Annotated in this window: 13 protein-coding genes, 3 tRNA genes and 1 pseudogene; 5 read left to right on the top strand and 12 right to left on the bottom strand. The window is 75.2% G+C overall.

All coding sequences use genetic code 11. From position 1 onward, the window contains the following. Nucleotides 1-69 precede the first annotated feature (69 nt). Complete coding sequence (locus ACZ58X_RS32190) at nucleotides 70-1,161, top strand: DUF5937 family protein (RefSeq protein WP_470337105.1); 1,092 nt, start codon at nucleotides 70-72, stop codon at nucleotides 1,159-1,161. A 65-nt stretch (nucleotides 1,162-1,226) separates the two neighbouring features. Here ACZ58X_RS32190 and ACZ58X_RS32195 read toward each other — a convergent pair. From ACZ58X_RS32195 to ACZ58X_RS32215, 5 genes are all read right to left on the bottom strand, one after another. Further along, nucleotides 1,227-1,306: transfer RNA gene (locus ACZ58X_RS32195), tRNA-Tyr, on the bottom strand. Between the two features lie 21 nt (nucleotides 1,307-1,327). Further along, nucleotides 1,328-1,412 (bottom strand) — tRNA-Ser (locus ACZ58X_RS32200). A gap of 10 nt (nucleotides 1,413-1,422) precedes the next feature. Next, nucleotides 1,423-1,494, bottom strand: a tRNA-Gln gene (locus ACZ58X_RS32205). Between the two features lie 276 nt (nucleotides 1,495-1,770). After that, nucleotides 1,771-2,634: a serine hydrolase gene (locus ACZ58X_RS32210; protein WP_470337138.1), complete on the bottom strand. Its 864-nt coding sequence runs from the start codon at nucleotides 2,632-2,634 to the stop codon at nucleotides 1,771-1,773. A 131-nt stretch (nucleotides 2,635-2,765) separates the two neighbouring features. Further along, entirely contained in the window at nucleotides 2,766-3,713 is a 948-nt protein-coding gene (locus tag ACZ58X_RS32215; RefSeq protein WP_470337106.1) for a LysR family transcriptional regulator, read from the bottom strand. A 143-nt stretch (nucleotides 3,714-3,856) separates the two neighbouring features. Here ACZ58X_RS32215 and bla point away from each other — a divergent pair, with 143 nt between their 5' ends. Further along, nucleotides 3,857-4,804 carry a class A beta-lactamase gene (bla, locus tag ACZ58X_RS32220; protein ID WP_470337107.1) on the top strand — a complete coding sequence of 316 codons (948 nt, stop codon included), beginning with the start codon at nucleotides 3,857-3,859 and terminating at the stop codon, nucleotides 4,802-4,804. Nucleotides 4,805-4,850: 46 nt separating this feature from the next. Continuing rightward, nucleotides 4,851-5,921: an MBL fold metallo-hydrolase gene (locus ACZ58X_RS32225; RefSeq protein WP_470337108.1), complete on the top strand. Its 1,071-nt coding sequence runs from the start codon at nucleotides 4,851-4,853 to the stop codon at nucleotides 5,919-5,921. Here ACZ58X_RS32225 and ACZ58X_RS32230 read toward each other — a convergent pair whose 3' ends face one another. Together ACZ58X_RS32230 and ACZ58X_RS32235 are read right to left on the bottom strand one after the other, a co-directional pair. Continuing rightward, nucleotides 5,922-7,187, bottom strand: coding sequence for a phosphodiester glycosidase family protein (locus tag ACZ58X_RS32230; RefSeq protein ID WP_470337109.1), 1,266 nt, complete (start codon nucleotides 7,185-7,187; stop codon nucleotides 5,922-5,924). It lies immediately after the preceding gene. Between the two features lie 118 nt (nucleotides 7,188-7,305). After that, a pseudogene (locus ACZ58X_RS32235) lies at nucleotides 7,306-7,744 on the bottom strand (hypothetical protein); the annotation flags it as partial. Between the two features lie 36 nt (nucleotides 7,745-7,780). Here ACZ58X_RS32235 and ACZ58X_RS32240 point away from each other — a divergent pair. After that, nucleotides 7,781-8,281: an SMI1/KNR4 family protein gene (locus ACZ58X_RS32240; protein ID WP_470337110.1), complete on the top strand. Its 501-nt coding sequence runs from the start codon at nucleotides 7,781-7,783 to the stop codon at nucleotides 8,279-8,281. 47 nt (nucleotides 8,282-8,328) lie between these two features. Here the strand turns inward: ACZ58X_RS32240 and ACZ58X_RS32245 are convergent, their stop codons facing one another. The 3 genes from ACZ58X_RS32245 to ACZ58X_RS32255 are packed head-to-tail and all read right to left on the bottom strand — an operon-like array spanning nucleotide 8,329 to nucleotide 11,636. After that, a complete protein-coding gene (locus ACZ58X_RS32245; protein WP_470337111.1) occupies nucleotides 8,329-10,620 on the bottom strand; it encodes a helicase associated domain-containing protein in 2,292 nt (763 codons plus the stop codon). Nucleotides 10,621-10,648: 28 nt separating this feature from the next. Beyond that, a complete protein-coding gene (locus tag ACZ58X_RS32250) occupies nucleotides 10,649-11,356 on the bottom strand; it encodes a helix-turn-helix domain containing protein (protein WP_470337112.1) in 708 nt (235 codons plus the stop codon). After that, complete coding sequence (locus tag ACZ58X_RS32255) at nucleotides 11,343-11,636, bottom strand: helix-turn-helix domain-containing protein (protein ID WP_470337139.1); 294 nt, start codon at nucleotides 11,634-11,636, stop codon at nucleotides 11,343-11,345. Before ACZ58X_RS32255 ends, ACZ58X_RS32250 begins: the two co-directional genes overlap by 14 nt. 208 nt (nucleotides 11,637-11,844) lie before the next feature. On the opposite strand from ACZ58X_RS32255, the gene ACZ58X_RS32260 reads away from it, so the two are divergent. After that, entirely contained in the window at nucleotides 11,845-12,243 is a 399-nt protein-coding gene (locus ACZ58X_RS32260; RefSeq protein ID WP_470337113.1) for a hypothetical protein, read from the top strand. Nucleotides 12,244-12,336: 93 nt separating this feature from the next. On the opposite strand, the gene ACZ58X_RS32265 is transcribed toward ACZ58X_RS32260, so the two are convergent. Both ACZ58X_RS32265 and ACZ58X_RS32270 read right to left on the bottom strand, forming a co-directional pair. Continuing rightward, nucleotides 12,337-12,819: a hypothetical protein gene (locus tag ACZ58X_RS32265; RefSeq protein ID WP_470337114.1), complete on the bottom strand. Its 483-nt coding sequence runs from the start codon at nucleotides 12,817-12,819 to the stop codon at nucleotides 12,337-12,339. A gap of 42 nt (nucleotides 12,820-12,861) precedes the next feature. Continuing rightward, entirely contained in the window at nucleotides 12,862-14,991 is a 2,130-nt protein-coding gene (locus ACZ58X_RS32270) for a hypothetical protein (protein WP_470337115.1), read from the bottom strand. Nucleotides 14,992-15,156: the final 165 nt, after the last annotated feature.

Here is a 15,156-nt window from a genome sequence, read left to right on the forward strand (position 1 = left end):
CCCCACCGGTCCCGCCGATTGACGACCCCCGTCAAATGACGTGATCAGCAGGCCAGGCACCATGGAGGGGTGAGCGTGACCATCGACATCACCGGACTGCCGCACGAGCGGATCGCCTTCCACCCCTCGCCGCTGGCCGAGCTCGGCAACGCGCTGCACGCGCTCGCCGAGCCCGCCCACCACCCCCGGCTGCACGCGTGGACGACCGCGACCGCCGGCACGCTCGAACCGGAACTGGCCGGCCGGATGCTGGAGGCCGACTTCATGTGGCGCTCCACGCGCTCCGACCTCCTGATGCCCGCAAGCCCCCGGCAGACCCTCGCCGAAGAGCTGGACGACCTCGACCGGATGCCGGACGAGAGGTTCGTCGGCGCCGCCCTGGAGATCTCCTGCAGCACCAGCCACTACCCCCAGGGCCTGCCCTCGCCCCTGGTCGACGCGTGGTCCCGGCGCCGCGCCCTCGGCCTGGCAGCGGCCCGCGGCCCGCACCAGGCGGCGTTCGTCGAACGGATGCTCAACGACCCCACCGGCACCCGGACGTGGATCCGGCGCCTCCTGGAGGACTGCGACCGGGCGTTCTTCGCCGACACCTGGCGCCGGGTCCGCGTCCAACTCGCGGCCGACGCCCGGCAGAAGACCGAACTGCTGCGCCGCAAGGGCCTGGCGCAGGCCCTCACGGCGGCGTCACCGGCGCTGAGCCTGGAGGAGGACGAGCACGGCAGCCGCATCGTCGTCGACAAACTCCTGCACGGGCGCACCGACGCCCGCGACACCGCCGTCACCCTGCTGCCCAGCGTCTTCGGCTGGCCGCACCTGTTCACCCTGTACGGGCCGGGCTGGCGGCCCGTGATCCAGTACCCGGCCGCGGCCCACGAGATCGGCGGCGCCGAGCCGGTGGAGACGGTCAGGCTGCGCCTGGACGCGCTGACCCACCCGATGCGGATGAACCTGTGCCGCAACCTGGCGCGCGCCGCGTACTCGACGAACGAGCTGGCCGACGCCTACGGCCTCACCGCCCCCGAGATCTCCCGCCACCTCGCCGTCCTGCGCAAGGCCGGGCTGCTCGTCACCCGGCGCCGGGGCCGCTACGTCCTCCACCAGCTCGACATCTCCGTCGTGTCCCGGATCGGCAGCGACTTCCTGGAGTCGGTGCTGCGCTGAGGCCCACCCCGCGCCCGCGGTGGGCGGTGCGTGGTGGGCGGTGCGTGGTGGGCACGGTGGTCGGGTGGGCGAGGGCGGATTCGAACCGCCACAGCCGAAGCGGGGGTGTTACAGACCCTTGGGCTCTCCAGTGCCCGGCTCGCCCGTCGAACTGCTCGGTGGTGCGCGGAGAGTGCGCGGATCGAACGCGCGCGGGCTGTCACCCGACGACGGCTTAGCAAGCCGCTGCCTTACCACTCGGCCAACTCTCCTGGTACTGCGCTGCCGGACGAGGATTCGAACCCCGATCGCCTGATCCAGAGTCAGGTGTGCTGCCTGTTGCACCATCCGGCATGGTGGGCGGCACGCGAAAGGGCCGCCCGGGCGGGGACGCGGCCCCGGGGCGGCCCGGCGGGAAGCCGGTCAGCGCGCTACGAGGACGTCCCGGTGAACCGGTGACTGGAGGAGCGCTGATACGACTGGACACGGGTGGTGGTGTTCACGGCGGCGCTCCTTCCTGGGCCTGTGCGGCGCGATGTGCCCACTGTGCCGGACCCCCGGCGGCGCGGACAACCGGTTTTTCATCCGGCCCGCCCGGGTCGGTGGCCGCGCGAACGCTCCGCCGGCCCGTCAGCCCGTCGGGCCGGTGGCCGCGCGGGCCCGGAGGGCGTCGACGGCGAGGCGGGCGGCGGTACCGATGGCGGCGTCGGCGGCGGGCAGGGTGATGGTGGTGGCCGCGGCGCGGGTGAAGACGGCCAGGGCGTAGCGGCCGCCGTCGGGGTACTCGACGACGCCGACCTCGTGGCGCAGCGTCGGGAGGGTGCCGGTCTTGCCGTGGACGCGGACGTCGTCGAAGGGGAAGCCGGAGGCCAGGCGGTGCGGCCAGACCTGGAGGCCGAGGAGGCGGCGCAGGGCGGCGCCGTGGTCGCCGGGGCAGGCGTCGCCGTGCCAGAGGGCGGCGAGCAGGGTGGTCATGTCGCGGGGGGTGCTGTGGTTGGTGAAGGCGGGGTCGAGGACCCTGAGGCGGGCGACGACGGCGGGGTCGACCGGGGAGTCCGGGCCGGTGTCCTCGGCGAGGGCGGCGATGAGGTCGCGGAGTTTGTGGACGGCGACGGTGCGGGTGAGGCCGAGGTCGGCCATGGTGCGGTTGACGGCGTCAAGGCCGATCTCGTCCCACAGGGTGTCGGCGGCGGTGTTGTCGCTGACGGCGACGGTGAGGTAGGCGAGGTCGCGCAGGGAGAGGCGGGCGGGGTCGAGCATGGCGGCGAGGCCGGTGCCGCCGGGGGTGCGGCCGGTGGCGGGGACCTCGACCTGTCGGGTGAGGTCGATCCGTCCGGCGGCGGCCTCGCGGTAGAGCGTCACGAGCAGGCAGACCTTGTGGACGCTGGCGGTGCTGACGGCGGTGTCGGCGCCGAGGCCGATCTCGGCGCCGGTGTCGAGGTCGCGCGCGTGCAGCCAGCCGGTGACGCCCGCGTCGGCGAAGGCCGCGGTGATGCGGGTGCGCGCGGCTCGGCTGTGCGGGGTCCGGTCGGCGGCCGGGCGCTCGGCGGCCGGGCGCTCGGCGGCTGTCCGGACGGCGGCCGGACGGTCGGCTCCGGTGCGGTCGGCTCCGGTGCGGTCGCTGGTCACAGCGGGAACTCCATTGCGGGCCGGGGGTAGAGCGGGCGGTGGGGCGGTGGGGGCAGCAGGCCGCCCGGTCCGGTCAGCGCCTCGTGGGCGGTGCGGGCGAACAACCGGACGGCGGGCCCGCCGCGCCCGGTCGGCCAGGCCGTGGAGGTCCGCCAGGCCAGCGGGGTGCCGGTGAGCGGACGCCAGACTGTACCCGGTGGCGGCGCGGTGCGCGGCACCAGGGCGATGGCGCTGCCGGTGAGCACGAGCGCGCCCGCGACGTCGGGGCCCGGCGGGTCGACGACGGCCTCGGGGGTGCAGCCGTGCCTGGTCAGCGTGGTGAGCACCTCGTCGTACAGGGCCGGGGCGGTGGCGCGCGGGAAGAGGACCAGGCGCAGGCCGGTGAGTTCGGCCACCGCGAGCTCCGGGCGGTCGGCGTACGGGCTGCGCTCGGCGAGCAGGACCCCGAGCGGCTGGTGCAGGACGGGGCCGAAGGCCAGTCCGTCGGCCGGGCAGGGGTGGCGGACGACGGCGACGTCGACGGTGTGCTGGGCGAGTTCGCGCACCACGGCCGCCACGGGCAGCTCCCGCAGCTCGAGCCGGGTGCCCGGGGAGGCGGCCTCGAAGCCGGTGAGCAGTGCGGCGAGCGTGGCCGGCCCGAGGTCGGGCGGGACGGCCGCGCGCAGGGTGCCGGCCCGTCCGCTGCGCAGGTCGGCGGCGGTGGCGAGGAGGCGGGCGGCGCTGTCCAGCGTCTCCTCGGCCTCGGCGAGCAGCAGCCGGCCCGCCGGGGTGAGGTCGACGCCGCGCGGGCCGCGGTCGAAGAGGGTGACGCCGAGTTCGCGTTCGAGGCGCTGGATCCGCTGGGAGAGCGAGGGCTGGGCGATCCGCAGGCGCTCGGCGGCGCGGCCGAAGTGCCGTTCCTCGGCGACGGCGCGGAAGTGGCGGAGGTGCCCCAGCAGGTCCATGGCCAGCCATCATAGGTGTTTTCTTATCGTCCATTTCACGATTGCGGTCTTGGACTGGGGAGCCGGCGGCCTGGTTGGCTGGGCGCGACGGCGCGACCACGACGGCGCGGCCGTGACGGTACGAACCACCTGGGAGAGCACTGATGACGTCCGACCTCCACCGCCCCCGCATCGCACTGCCCGCCGTGGCCCTGGTGACGGCCGCCCTGGTCGGCGGGTGCGGCGGGGCGGGCGGCACCTCGACGGCCTCCGGCGCGGCGGCGTCCGCCGTGTCGGCGGCACCGGTGGCGGGGACGGCCCCGGCCGACGCGGCGGAGACCTCCTTCGCGGCGCTGGAGCAGCGCTTCGGCGCCCGGCTCGGCGTGTTCGCGGTGGACACCGGCAGCGGCCGGGAGGTCACCCACCGGGCCGACGAGCGGTTCGCGTTCGCGTCCACGATCAAGTCGCTGGCCGCCGGGGCGCTGTTGAGGACGGCGTCCGACGCGGACCTGGACAAGGTCGTGTCCTACCGCCAGGAGGACGTGCTGGAGTGGGCGCCGGTCACCTCGCAGCACGTGGCCACCGGCATGAAGCTGCGGGACCTGGCCTCCGCCTCCATCCAGTACAGCGACAACACGGCCGCCAACCTGGTCACCGCCGAGCTCGGCGGCCCGGCGGCCGTCCAGAAGTCCCTGCGGGACCTGGGCGACTCGACCACCAGCGTCGACCGCACCGAGCCCACCCTCAACGAGGCGACCCCGGGCGACACCCGCGACACCAGCACGCCGCGGGTGTTCGCCACCGACCTGCGCCGCTACGTGCTCGGCGACCTCCTCGCGCAGGACCGGCGCGGGCTGCTGACGGACTGGCTGGTCGGCAACACGACCGGCGGCCCGTACGTCCGCGCGGGGGTGCCCGCCGGCTGGAGGATCGGCGACAAGACCGGCAACGCGGGCTACGGCACCCGCAACGACGCCGCCGTGGCCTGGCCGCCGGGCGGGCGCGCCCCGATCGTGATCGTCGTCCTGTCCGACCGCGGCACGGCGGGCGCCAAGTCCGACGACGCCCTGATCGCCGAGGCGACGAAGACCGTCGTCAGCACCCTCGGCTGACGTGCGCAGGAGCGTCCCTTCCCGACCGACCAGGAGCCCGACCCCGATGATCCGCCCCACCCGCCGCGCCGCCACGGAGGCCGACTTCACCCGGCGCCGGCTCGCCCAGCTCGCCGCCCTCGGTCTCGCCGCCGGGGCCGCGCCGGCCGCCCTGCCGGGCCCGGCCTCGGCCGCCACCGGCTCGTCGGCGAAGGCGCCGTCAAACCCGCGCCCCGCGGCGAAGGCGCCGTCCGCCGCCCGCGCGCACGAGGACCGCGCGCGCCGCCTCGCCGGTGACGACCCCGTGCTGCGGGCCCTGGTGACGGCGTTGACGCCCGGCTCCGCCCTCCCCCGACTGCCCGCGCCCGCGCCCGTCAAGCTGTTCGACAACCTCGTGCTGCTGAGCGCGGGCTGGGTCTCGGCGATGGCGGTGCTCACGGACGACGGCATCGTGCTGATCGACGCGCTCACCTCACCCGCCGACGCCGAGGGCCTCATCGTCCCCGGGCTGCGGGCGGTCGGAGCCGACCCGGCGGCGATCCGGCACGTCGTGGTGACCCACGGCCACCCGGACCACTTCGGCGGCGCGCAGACCCTCGCCGACCGCTACGGCGCCCGGGTGCACATGTCCGCCGCCGACTGGGACCTCCTGGCCCGCACCCGCCCCGCCGACGCCCCCGCCCGCGGCCTCGACATCGCGGACGGCGCGCAGCTCACCCTCGGCGGCACGACGATCGAGCTGCACCACACCCCCGGCCACACCCCCGGCACCGTCTCCCCGGTCATCCCGGTCCGGGCGGGCCGCCGGCACCACAGCGCGATGCTGTGGGGCGGCCTCAACCCGCCCTCGACGGTCGCGGAGCTGCGCACCTTCCTCGCCTCCGTCCACTCCTTCCGGGCCGTCATGCGCCGGGCCAACGTGGAGGTCGAGCTCTCCAACCACCCGAACGACCACGGTCTGGAACGGGCCGAGCAACTGCGGCACCAGCCGCCCGGCGCCGCCAACCCCTTCCTCCTCGGCGGCCCCCGCACCCAGCGGTACATGGCGGTCATGGACGCGATGCTGCGCGGCCGCATCGCCGACGCGGAGGCGGCGACACAGGCCGTCGGGGCGGCCGTGACCCACGGCAGTTGCTAGTCAGCCGCCGCTACCGGCCGCCCGCGACACGCCCCCGGGAGGGGGCCGCACGCCGGGCCGTCCGGCGAAGACGCCGAGGGCGTTGGGGATCCTGCGTTCCAGGCCGTGGTCGAGGTGGTTGCGCACGGTGGGCCCGCCGGTGGCGGGGTCGCGGGTGACGAGGGTGGCGGAGGCGCCGCCGTCCAGGTAGGCGCCGTCGGGGCAGCCGAGCTCGCGCAGCACCCGGGCGAGCTCGGTGAGCGTCAGGCCGGTGGAGGTGCCCTCACGCCCGTCCGTGGACAGCAGCGTCAGTACCCGCCCGCCGTCCGCGAGGCCGACCGCGCTGCGCGGCTCGACGGTCCTGGCGTCCAGACCCGCCGACTCCTGCCCGCCCCGCAGCAGCCGGTAGGCGCCCAGCGCGAAGCGGAAGGGCACCGGCCCGTCCGGCACGAGGCGGTGGTCCACCGCGACCGGGGTGCCGACGGGCAGGCCCGCCAGCACCCGGGCGCCGGCCTCGCGGCCGAGCAGCACGGTGCTGCCCGCCGGGATCGGGCCCGCGCCCGGGGTCGGGGAGACCGCCGCCACCCGACCCTGACGGACCGTCACCTCCCAGGTGTCCGCCGTGCAGGGGGCCCCGCGGGACTCGTCGTTCCCGCACGCCGCGCGGGCCCGGGAGACCTCACCCCACTCGGGCGTGAACACCCCGATCGAACCGACCGGCAGGGCGTACTGGTTCAGCCCGCCCACCGGCCACACGCCGCCCGCGGCCCGCACAGTGCCCTGCAGCACCAGGCGCCCCAGCCGGGCCACCCCGTCCGCCCCGACCCCGAGCACGTCCCGGTCGGTGTCCCCCGGGGGCGGCCGCCACCCGAACCGCTGCGCCTGCGGCACCGCCGCCTTCAACGCCCGCCCCCGGTACACCTCCGGCCCGGACGGCGCGCCGGTGGCCGCCACGCCCGGGTGCTGCTCCTCGCTGATGTCGAAGAAGTCCCCGTTGACCGCCGCCACCGCGCCGCTCGCGCCCACCAGCGCGGTCAGCGGCGCCCGGGCGGCCACCGCGCCGGGGAACAGCAGGTCCGCCCGCACACCGGGCCCGCGCAGGTCGGCCCGCACGGCGTACACCCGCGCCTGCCCGTGCGGGGTGCGCACCGTCAGTTCCCGGTAGCCGACGCCGGGCGCGAGCACCGCCCAGTCCGGTACGGCGTCGGCCCGGGCCGACGGGGCGGCCAGGCCGGCCGGGCCCACGGCCAGCACGAGGGCGGCCGCACAACGCAGAACGGTCTTCATGCCGGCCATGCTGACCGCCACCACCGAGGAGCCCCCGCACCGTCGGCGGCGCGTCGCCCCGTCGTCCCTCCCCCGCAGGAAGCGGGCGGCCGGGGCGGCGGGGACCACTGGTGCCGCATCAGGCAACGTTTGCCCTGGTGACGACCTCGCACAGGCGCTCGTCGGCGGCGTGCTCGCCCCGCCGGATGATGTAGCGGCGGATCATGCTGCCCTGAGCCCTGTGGCTGGGGTGGTCGGTGCCGCCGGGGGCGGAGTGGCGCAGGCGGTGAACCGGGCCTCGATCCGGTTGAGCCGGGAGCTGTTGGTCGGGGTGCAGGCGATCTCGGCGTTGTTCGCCGCAGCCCACGTTCCGACCCGCCGGCACCGCCTCGCCGTCAGATGCGGCGAGCAGTTGCCACAGCTGATCGCGTGCGTACGCCCGCCGGGTGCAGCGAGCGCAGGCAGCGGCAGAACTCCAGGAACTTGGACCGGTTCTCGGTCGCCTTGACGTGGCCGTGGAGCTGGTCCTCGGCGAGGCCGTAGGCGGCGAACAGGTGCCGCGCCCCGTGCGGGCGGGAGGGGAACAGTGGGACTCCACTCCTACGATGCTGGCCATGGCACGCTTTGAGGATCTCCAGCGCTCCCTGTGGGACACCAGTACCGAGTACACCGTGCAGCCGGCGCTGACCGACCGGGCGGTCGTGGAGGCCCAGCGACTGCTCGACGTCACGCTCCCCAGCTCCCTGCTCGACCTCCTGCGCCATCGGAACGGCGGCGAGATCGCCGACGACTGGAACGCCTTCCCCACCAGCCGGCCGACTTCCTGGAGCACCGACCACGTCCCCTTCGACAGCATGCTGGGCATCGGCCGTCGCGAGGGAACGACTTCCCTGCTCGACAGTCCGTACCTGGTCAGGGAATGGGGACTTCCAGCCGGGTTGGTGCTGTTCTCGGGAGACGGGCACTGGTGGATCGGGCTCGACTACCGAGCATGCGGCCGACACGGGGAACCCTCCGTCGCCTGGTTCGATGCGGACTTCGCCACCGAGCTCGCCCTCGCCCCGGACTTCCGGTCCTTCATCGAAGGCCTCACCGCTGCCCGGAACTTCGAGTGAGAGCCCCCGGGCAGACCTCCGTCACATCACCTCTGCCACCGACCGGTTCACCGGGGCGGACGTAGCCCGATGTGGCACGAGGCTCCGTGGCCGGACGCCCGGTCGGGGAGGGCGTCCAGGAGGGCGGTCTGCTGGTCGGTCAGTTGGCCGGCGGTGCGGGCCGCCGTCTGCTTGCGCAGCCAGCTGCCGGGACGGAAGGCGGGGTCGTCGCCGAGGCCGGTGCGGTTGGCGGGGCCGTCGAGGGTGCCGCCGGCGGCGAGGTAGGCGAGCAGGCGGCGGTAGGAGCGGTTCCAGTCCGGTTCCAGGCGCCACAGTTCGTCGAGCGCGTCGAGTGCGGCGGCCTGGTCGGGGGTGAGGCCTTCGGCCTTGCGCTGGCGGCGCATCCAGGCGCCCACCGCGTAGTCGTCCAGCTTCGCGGTGGCGGGGATCGCGAGGTGGCCGTGGACGCGGTGGAAGGCGGCGGCGTGGGCGTGGCCGCGTTCCCAGGCGTTGGCGTGCTTGGACCAGATCATGCCGAGCGCGTCCAACTCGCCGGTCCGGGCCGCGTCGAGCAGGCCCTGGCCGGCCAGGTGGCGCTGGCGGGCGAGCCAGGAGATCAGCTCCGGGTGCTTCGCGCGGTCGGTGGGGTCGAGGTGGCCGTGGACGGTGTGGAAGGCGGCGGCGACGGCGTGCATGCGCTGCCACTCGGTGGCGCGCGGGTTGAACGCCCGCAGCCTGACGGTCCGCAGGATCCGCTTGGCGTGGCGCCGGGCGTCGATCCGCAGCCAGCCCGCCGTCGGCTCCACCGGCGCCGGCCGCTCGGCCTCCTCGGCCCCGGCGGCGCCGGCGCCTTCCGCGCCGGCCGGCGTCGTGGTGGTGTGCCAGGCCTGGACACGGTGGGCGCGCAGTTCGGTGATGCGGCCCACCACCCGGGCGTCGTGCGCGGCCAGGGCCCGCAGGACCCGCCAGATGGTACGGAAGGAGGAGGCCTCGATCTCGGCCTCGATCTCGGCGTCGGCCTCGGCCTCGGCCTCGGCCGGGTCGGCGGCCGCCGGGTCGTCGACGGTGGCGGGGGTCGGCAGGTAGACCGGGATGACGACCCAGCTGACCTTGCCCTGCCGGTAGGACTGGCGCAGGGCCCGGCCGACGGCCTGGACGATGTCGATGACCGAGGACTTGGGGTCGGCGAAGCACACGGCGTCGACGGCGGCCACGTCGATGCCCTCGGTCAGCAGGCGGGAGTTGCACAGGATGCCGCACTCCTCGCCGTCCTCGCCGGTGGAGGCCCGGAACTCGGCGAACGCGGCGCGGCGCTCGCGCAGGCGGTCGGTGCCGGCCACCGCCCGCGCCCGGATCCGTTCCGGACGGTCCGCGTCGGGCAGCAGCCGGGCGGCCGCGGGCAGGGTGTTCGCGAACTCCCGCGCTCCGGACACCCGGGAGTGGAAGGTGATGACGCGGCGCAGCTCCAGGTCGGCGACCGCGCGCAGCACGGCGATCTGCAGGGCCAGGCGCAGGAGTTCCTCGTTGGTGCGCTGGGAGCGCAGGTCGGCGACGGCGGGGAGGGTGAGGAGGTCGCGCAGGTCCTCGTCGGTGACGACGGGGACCAGGACGCGGTAGTCGGCGAGGTAGCCGTGCTCGATGCCCTGGGCGAGGGTCCAGGTGTGGACGGTGGGGCCGAAGACGCGCTCGTCGTCCATGGAGCACAACGCCGGTAGCGCCTCGGTGCTCTCGGCGTCGGTATCGGCGGTGAGGTCGGCCAGGCCGTCCTCGGCCCGGCGGTCGTCGGCGATCCTGGGGGTGGCGGTGAAGTAGAGCCGGCGGGCGGCGGGGACGCGGTCGTCGTCGTGGACGGCGGCCCACGCCTTGCCCTCGGAGCCGGCGGTGCGGTGCGCCTCGTCGATGACGACGAGGTCCCAGGCCGGGAGCCGGTGCAGCTGGTGGGCCCGGACGATCCGCTCCAGGCTCGCGTAGGTGGCGTACACGGTGACCGGCTCGCCCGCCCTCGCCGCAGCGATCAGGCCGACGGTCCGGGCCGCCTGGGTGGTCACCTCGGCGTGGACGCGGCCGCCGGCCTCCGCGCTCTCCAGTGCCTCCTCCCGCGAGCACGCCGCCACCGCCAGGCCCCGGCGCCCGCCCCGCAGCGACCAGGACTGCGCCGTCTGCTCCAGCAGTTCGATCGTCGGCACCAGCACCAGGACCGAGCCGCGTGCCGCCAGGCGCCGGGCGCAGCCGGCGGCGATCAGGGTCTTGCCGGAGCCGGTCGCCGCGACCAGCGTCGCCCGTCCGCCGGCCCGCACGGCCTTCACCGCGGCGGCGACCGCGTCCTTCTGGAACCGGTGCAGCGGCAGCGGGTTCAGCACGGTGTTGTCTCGTCTTCGCGTCCGGTGCTCATCGGCGCTCTTCGGGGACCCAGGCGCGGACTTCGAGGTAGGCGATGTCGGCGTCGGCGACGGCGCGGCCGGTCTCCACCAGCCAGGCCTTCATGGCCTCGGTGACGTCGCCGTGGTGGTCGGCGACCCGCCTCGACCACTCGGCGGCGTCGAAGCCGCCGGTGGAGGAGCTGCCGTAGGTGCGCTCCTCGGTGCCGTCCGAGCGCGGGACGAAGCCGCGCCGGATGCCGCCGGAGTCCTGTTCCGATCCGGCGGAGTAGACGTACTGGTCGGCCTTCATCCGGACGGTGAAGGCCAGGCGGCCGCCGGCCCGGCCGGTCTCGTGCACGACCGGGGCGAGGTGGGAGGCGCCGGACCTGATGGCCTGTTTCCCCGCCCGGCCGGCCATCGACCCGCCGGCCTCGCCGACGGTGTCCTTGCCCCGCACCCTCGCCTTCTGCCCGGCCTTCGTACGGCGGCGGGTGGTGTTCGCCCCGGCGATGGCGGCCAGTGCCTCGGGGTCGCGTTCGCCGCCGCGCACCGCGTGCACCAGCTGGCGCAGCGCGCCGACCATGCTCGCGCCCTTGCCCTTGGTGAAGAACTGGGAGACGAGCGAGGCGTCGCGGCCGAGCAGGCCGGCGACCTGGCGCTTGGTGAAGCCCTGGTCGATCAGCTGCTGGGTCAGCAGGGCGGCCTCGTTCGGCCGGGACGGGTCAGCGGGACTCACCGGTCACCTCCGGCTGTGCCGCCGGGCGGGGCCAGGTGAGCGCCTGGGCGGCGTGGGTCGGGCCGGCGAGCAGGTCCAGCGGCCCCATGCCCCAGTGCCCGGCCAGGGCGTCGACCTCGTCCAGGGTCCACGGCTGCGCCCCGGACTGACGGCGCGAGACCTTGTCCTGCGTCAGCCCGACGGCGTCGGCGAGCTCGCGCTGACTCTCCCCGGTGCGCTGCCTGATCGCGGCGACGGTGAGCCGCAGGGTTTCCAACGTACTGAACACCACGCCACGCATCCTATCCATGAGGAATGGATATTTTCCATTCCCCATGGATAGGACCCCTCGATTGAGTGGCGGAGCATGCCGGGGGCCGACGAACGCCGCCGCCCCGGGCTCACGTCTCGCGCACTGGCGCCCGCGAGCAGAGGCGAGCTAATATTGAACGCGTTCAATATTCCTGCGACGATATCGCCCGCAGGAGGGAACAAGGGGGCAGGTACCGATGGGGATGGTGCTGAGAGCCGAGAGCGTCCTGGTGTGGTTCCTTCGCGCGGCAGCCGGATACCTGATCGCCCTCGCGTGCGGCTGGGCAGCGGTGGTCGGCGGGTTCGCTCTCCTCGGAGGGGTGGACGGGGAGTTCGCCGCTCTAGGACTGGCCCTGCTGTTCTTTGTCGGCTTCCCGTCGCTGGTCCTCCTCCTGCTGTCCGCCCCGATACGGGAGGGCGAGTATCACAGGCCCGTGCTCGCCGTCGCGCTGTCGGGACCGGCGATACTCTTCGGGCTCTTCGGCGGCTGGTGGTGGCTGATCGGCCTGATCCTGTTCCAAGCCGGCTTCGTCGGCTTCCTCCTGCCGTCCCCACGCCTTCGGCTCACCCGTCGGCGCGGTCGTCTCCACCGCTGACCAGGACGTCCGTGCGCGGCCGCGCAGGGGTGCCGCCGTCGGGACGGGAGCGGGCCTGCTCGGCCGCCTCGTCGACGCGGTCGCCGGCGGCCGTCAGGAGCGAAACCCTCCCGCCTGCACCGATGCGGTTCCGTGGAGGACGTGGCCGGCCCGGCGCTCCTGTTCGAGTCGCTGAGCGAAGACGTCGAGGCCGACGGGGCCCAGTTCGATCAGACCCGGCGGCCAGGTGTCCGGTGGCACGAGGATCACCACGGCGGCGCTCCGGTCCTCGGCGGCGGCCAGCCAGCCCGGTGACGTCTCGACGCGCGTGTCCGGCTCCCAGTTCTGGCGCCCGCCGACCAGCGCGAGGCGCTTCACCCGGCCGTCGCCGACCTCGACGGCCGCGCTGGTGTCCGGGGGCTCCCCCGCCGCGAGCGTGAAGCCGCTGTCGAGCGCGGCCTCCACCAGCTCCGGGTACAGGTCCGGCCCGACCTCGACGATCAGCTCCGCGAACGGCGGCCCCTGCGCCGCCTCGCGCACCGCCAGCGCCCACACCATCGGCGCCCGGTCCCGCTCGCCGTCCTTGTCGTCCTCCACGCCGTTTCAACGAGCGGCCCGCGCCGAGGACCCGGCCCGGGCTCACTGGCGCTCGGTTCCCTCCGCGGCGAGTTCGGCGCGGCCCCGGGCGCGCAGGTCCAGGTACTGCTCCTGGCTGGTGGGGTGCGGTACGGGGCCGGTGAGGTGGCCCTTGAGAAGGTAGTCGCCGGGCTCTCCCCGGTAGGGCCAGGGCTGGCGCTCGGTCAGGGCGATGCCGTCGGTGCCGAAGTGGACGACGGTGCCGGGCCTGGCGTGGAGGGCGCCGGCGTGGCCGACGACCTCCTTGCCCTGGCGGTACTTCATGTCCAGCAGTGCCGCCCGCGCCCCCGACCACACGTACGCGGCCCACTCGGGGTGGGCGTACGGGTCCCGGGAGAAACCGGCCTGACGCTGCCAGGTCACCACCGTCCCGTCCTGGCCGAGGATCTCCACCCCGGCCGGGAGCGCCTCCCCGACGGGTGTGGTGCCGGAGACCAGGCGCGGGCGCTGGGCGAAACCGCCCAGGCCGAACAGCAGCACGCTGCGGACGGCGCGGGAGGCGAGGTGGGCGGCCTGCCGCTGCCGCTCGTCGCCGTGGACGCGGGAGAGGTTGGTCAGGTCCGCCCAGGCCGCCTTCAACCGCTTGCCCCACTCGTCCAACGGCTTGCCGTCCTCGAACAGCAGGCCGCCCAGGACCTCGATCCGCCACGGGGCCAGGTGGTTGGCGAGGGCGAGGTGGACCTCCGCGCCGCCCGCCCACGTGGTGAAGGCGGCACCCGGCTCGGCGGGGTAGACCCAGGCGCGGTCCCCGGTGACGGGGGCGGGCAGCAGGCCGACGTGGTCCCAGCCGGCCGGGACGGTGACCCTGACGTTCCAGTGCGAGCAGGACATCAGGGCCTTGCTCTGCTCCTGCTCGGTCATCGCGGCGAACGCGGCGGCGGTGATCCGGCGCGGGGTGCCGACCGGCGACTTCCACAGGTGCTTGGCGTAGGCGAAGGTGCGGTCGTACTCCACCAGGGCGGGCAGCTGCTCCGGGACGCGCGGGGGCAGGATCAGCTCGGTGCGGCCCTGGCCACCGGTGGCGTGCAGCAGGCCGCGCAGCTCCTCGGACAGCACCGGGTAGCCGCCGGCCCACTTGCCGCTGGTCGGGACGGTGCGCGACCACAGGTCCCGGCCGGTCTGGCTCGGGGAGCCCATCAGCACCGCGTCGTCCCAGTGCCGGCGCAGCGCCTGCCACAGCAGCGTGAACGCCTGACGGCAGGTGACGACGTCGGCGCCGTCCGGGTCGAACCACTCCCCCATCGAACGGAGCTCGGTGACCGGCCCGTCCGGGGCGGCGGCCGGGGCGTAGCGGCCGACGGGCTGGCGCTGGTGGACGAAGTGCCCGGCGAGCCTGTCGCGGCCGGAGCCGACGGCGGTGGTCCACCGCTCGGACGGGGTGTTGAGCCAGGCCGCGACCGCGTCCTTGAGGGTGCTGTAGCGTTCGGCGCCGTCGTGCCAGGGGGCGCCGGCGGTGACGTAGATCCGCTCGGTTCCGGGCGCGGCGGCCAGGACGGCGTCCAGGATCTCGCCCGGGGTGCGGGCGCCGAGGTCGAGTCGCACGGTCCGGTCGCGGACGGCCAGCTGGCCGGTCGCCGCGTCCAGGAACACCGTGGAGCGGGCCTGCTGGGTGAAGTTGGGGCGCTTGGAGGCCAGGCCGGTGGTCACGGCCTCGAACCGGGCGCCCGCCGGGCCCTCGGGGAGGGTGGGCAGCTCACGCGGACCGGCCTCGGCCGCCGGGCGCGGCGCGGCGGGGGCGACCGGGGCGGGGGCGACCGGGGCGGGCTTCGGCACCTCGACGGGCGCGGGCGCGGCAGCGGGCACGGGCGCAGCGGCAGCGGCAGCGGCAGCGGCAGCGGCAGCGGCCCGGTCGTCGGCCCGGTCGTCGGTCTTGGCGGTGCGGACGGCTGCCGGGGTCGGGTCCAGCAGCGGGGCGATCCGCACGATGTCGCCGACCGACAGCCCGGAGGCCTTCGCGATCGGCGCGGCCTGGGCGCCCTCGTACCCCGCGAGCCCGGCCACCTGCCGCGCGCGCTGGGCGGTGAGCTTGTCCAGTTCCTTCTGCGCGGCCGCGACCTGCTTCTCGGCGGCCGTGATCCGGGTGCGCAGCTCGCGCAGGCCGGCCAGCTCGGTGGTGTACGTCTTGCGGTCCATCAGGCCCGCTCCCCCTCGCGGCCCGTCCCGCGCACGCCGGTGGCCACCGGCTCCTCGACCGTCGTCACGAACACACCCACAACCCCGCCATGCCTCTTCCAGTAGTCCAGAACGCCAGAAGGACTCTATGGGGTGCCACCGACGGCTTCCACGCAGGTTGGGCCG

This window comes from Kitasatospora sp. NPDC040550, from assembly GCF_055594965.1.

What these genes read in the sequence shown, in the direction of transcription:
- ACZ58X_RS32215 (WP_470337106.1), bottom strand. Translation starts at nt 3,713, where the DNA reads ATGGACCTGCTGGGGCACCTCCGCCACTTCCGCGCCGTCGCCGAGGAA.
- bla (WP_470337107.1), top strand. Translation starts at nt 3,857, where the DNA reads ATGACGTCCGACCTCCACCGCCCCCGCATCGCACTGCCCGCCGTGGCC.
- ACZ58X_RS32225 (WP_470337108.1), top strand. Translation starts at nt 4,851, where the DNA reads ATGATCCGCCCCACCCGCCGCGCCGCCACGGAGGCCGACTTCACCCGG.
- ACZ58X_RS32230 (WP_470337109.1), bottom strand. Translation starts at nt 7,187, where the DNA reads ATGAAGACCGTTCTGCGTTGTGCGGCCGCCCTCGTGCTGGCCGTGGGC.
- ACZ58X_RS32240 (WP_470337110.1), top strand. Translation starts at nt 7,781, where the DNA reads ATGGCACGCTTTGAGGATCTCCAGCGCTCCCTGTGGGACACCAGTACC.
- ACZ58X_RS32255 (WP_470337139.1), bottom strand. Translation starts at nt 11,636, where the DNA reads ATGCGTGGCGTGGTGTTCAGTACGTTGGAAACCCTGCGGCTCACCGTC.
- ACZ58X_RS32260 (WP_470337113.1), top strand. Translation starts at nt 11,845, where the DNA reads ATGGGGATGGTGCTGAGAGCCGAGAGCGTCCTGGTGTGGTTCCTTCGC.
- ACZ58X_RS32270 (WP_470337115.1), bottom strand. Translation starts at nt 14,991, where the DNA reads ATGGACCGCAAGACGTACACCACCGAGCTGGCCGGCCTGCGCGAGCTG.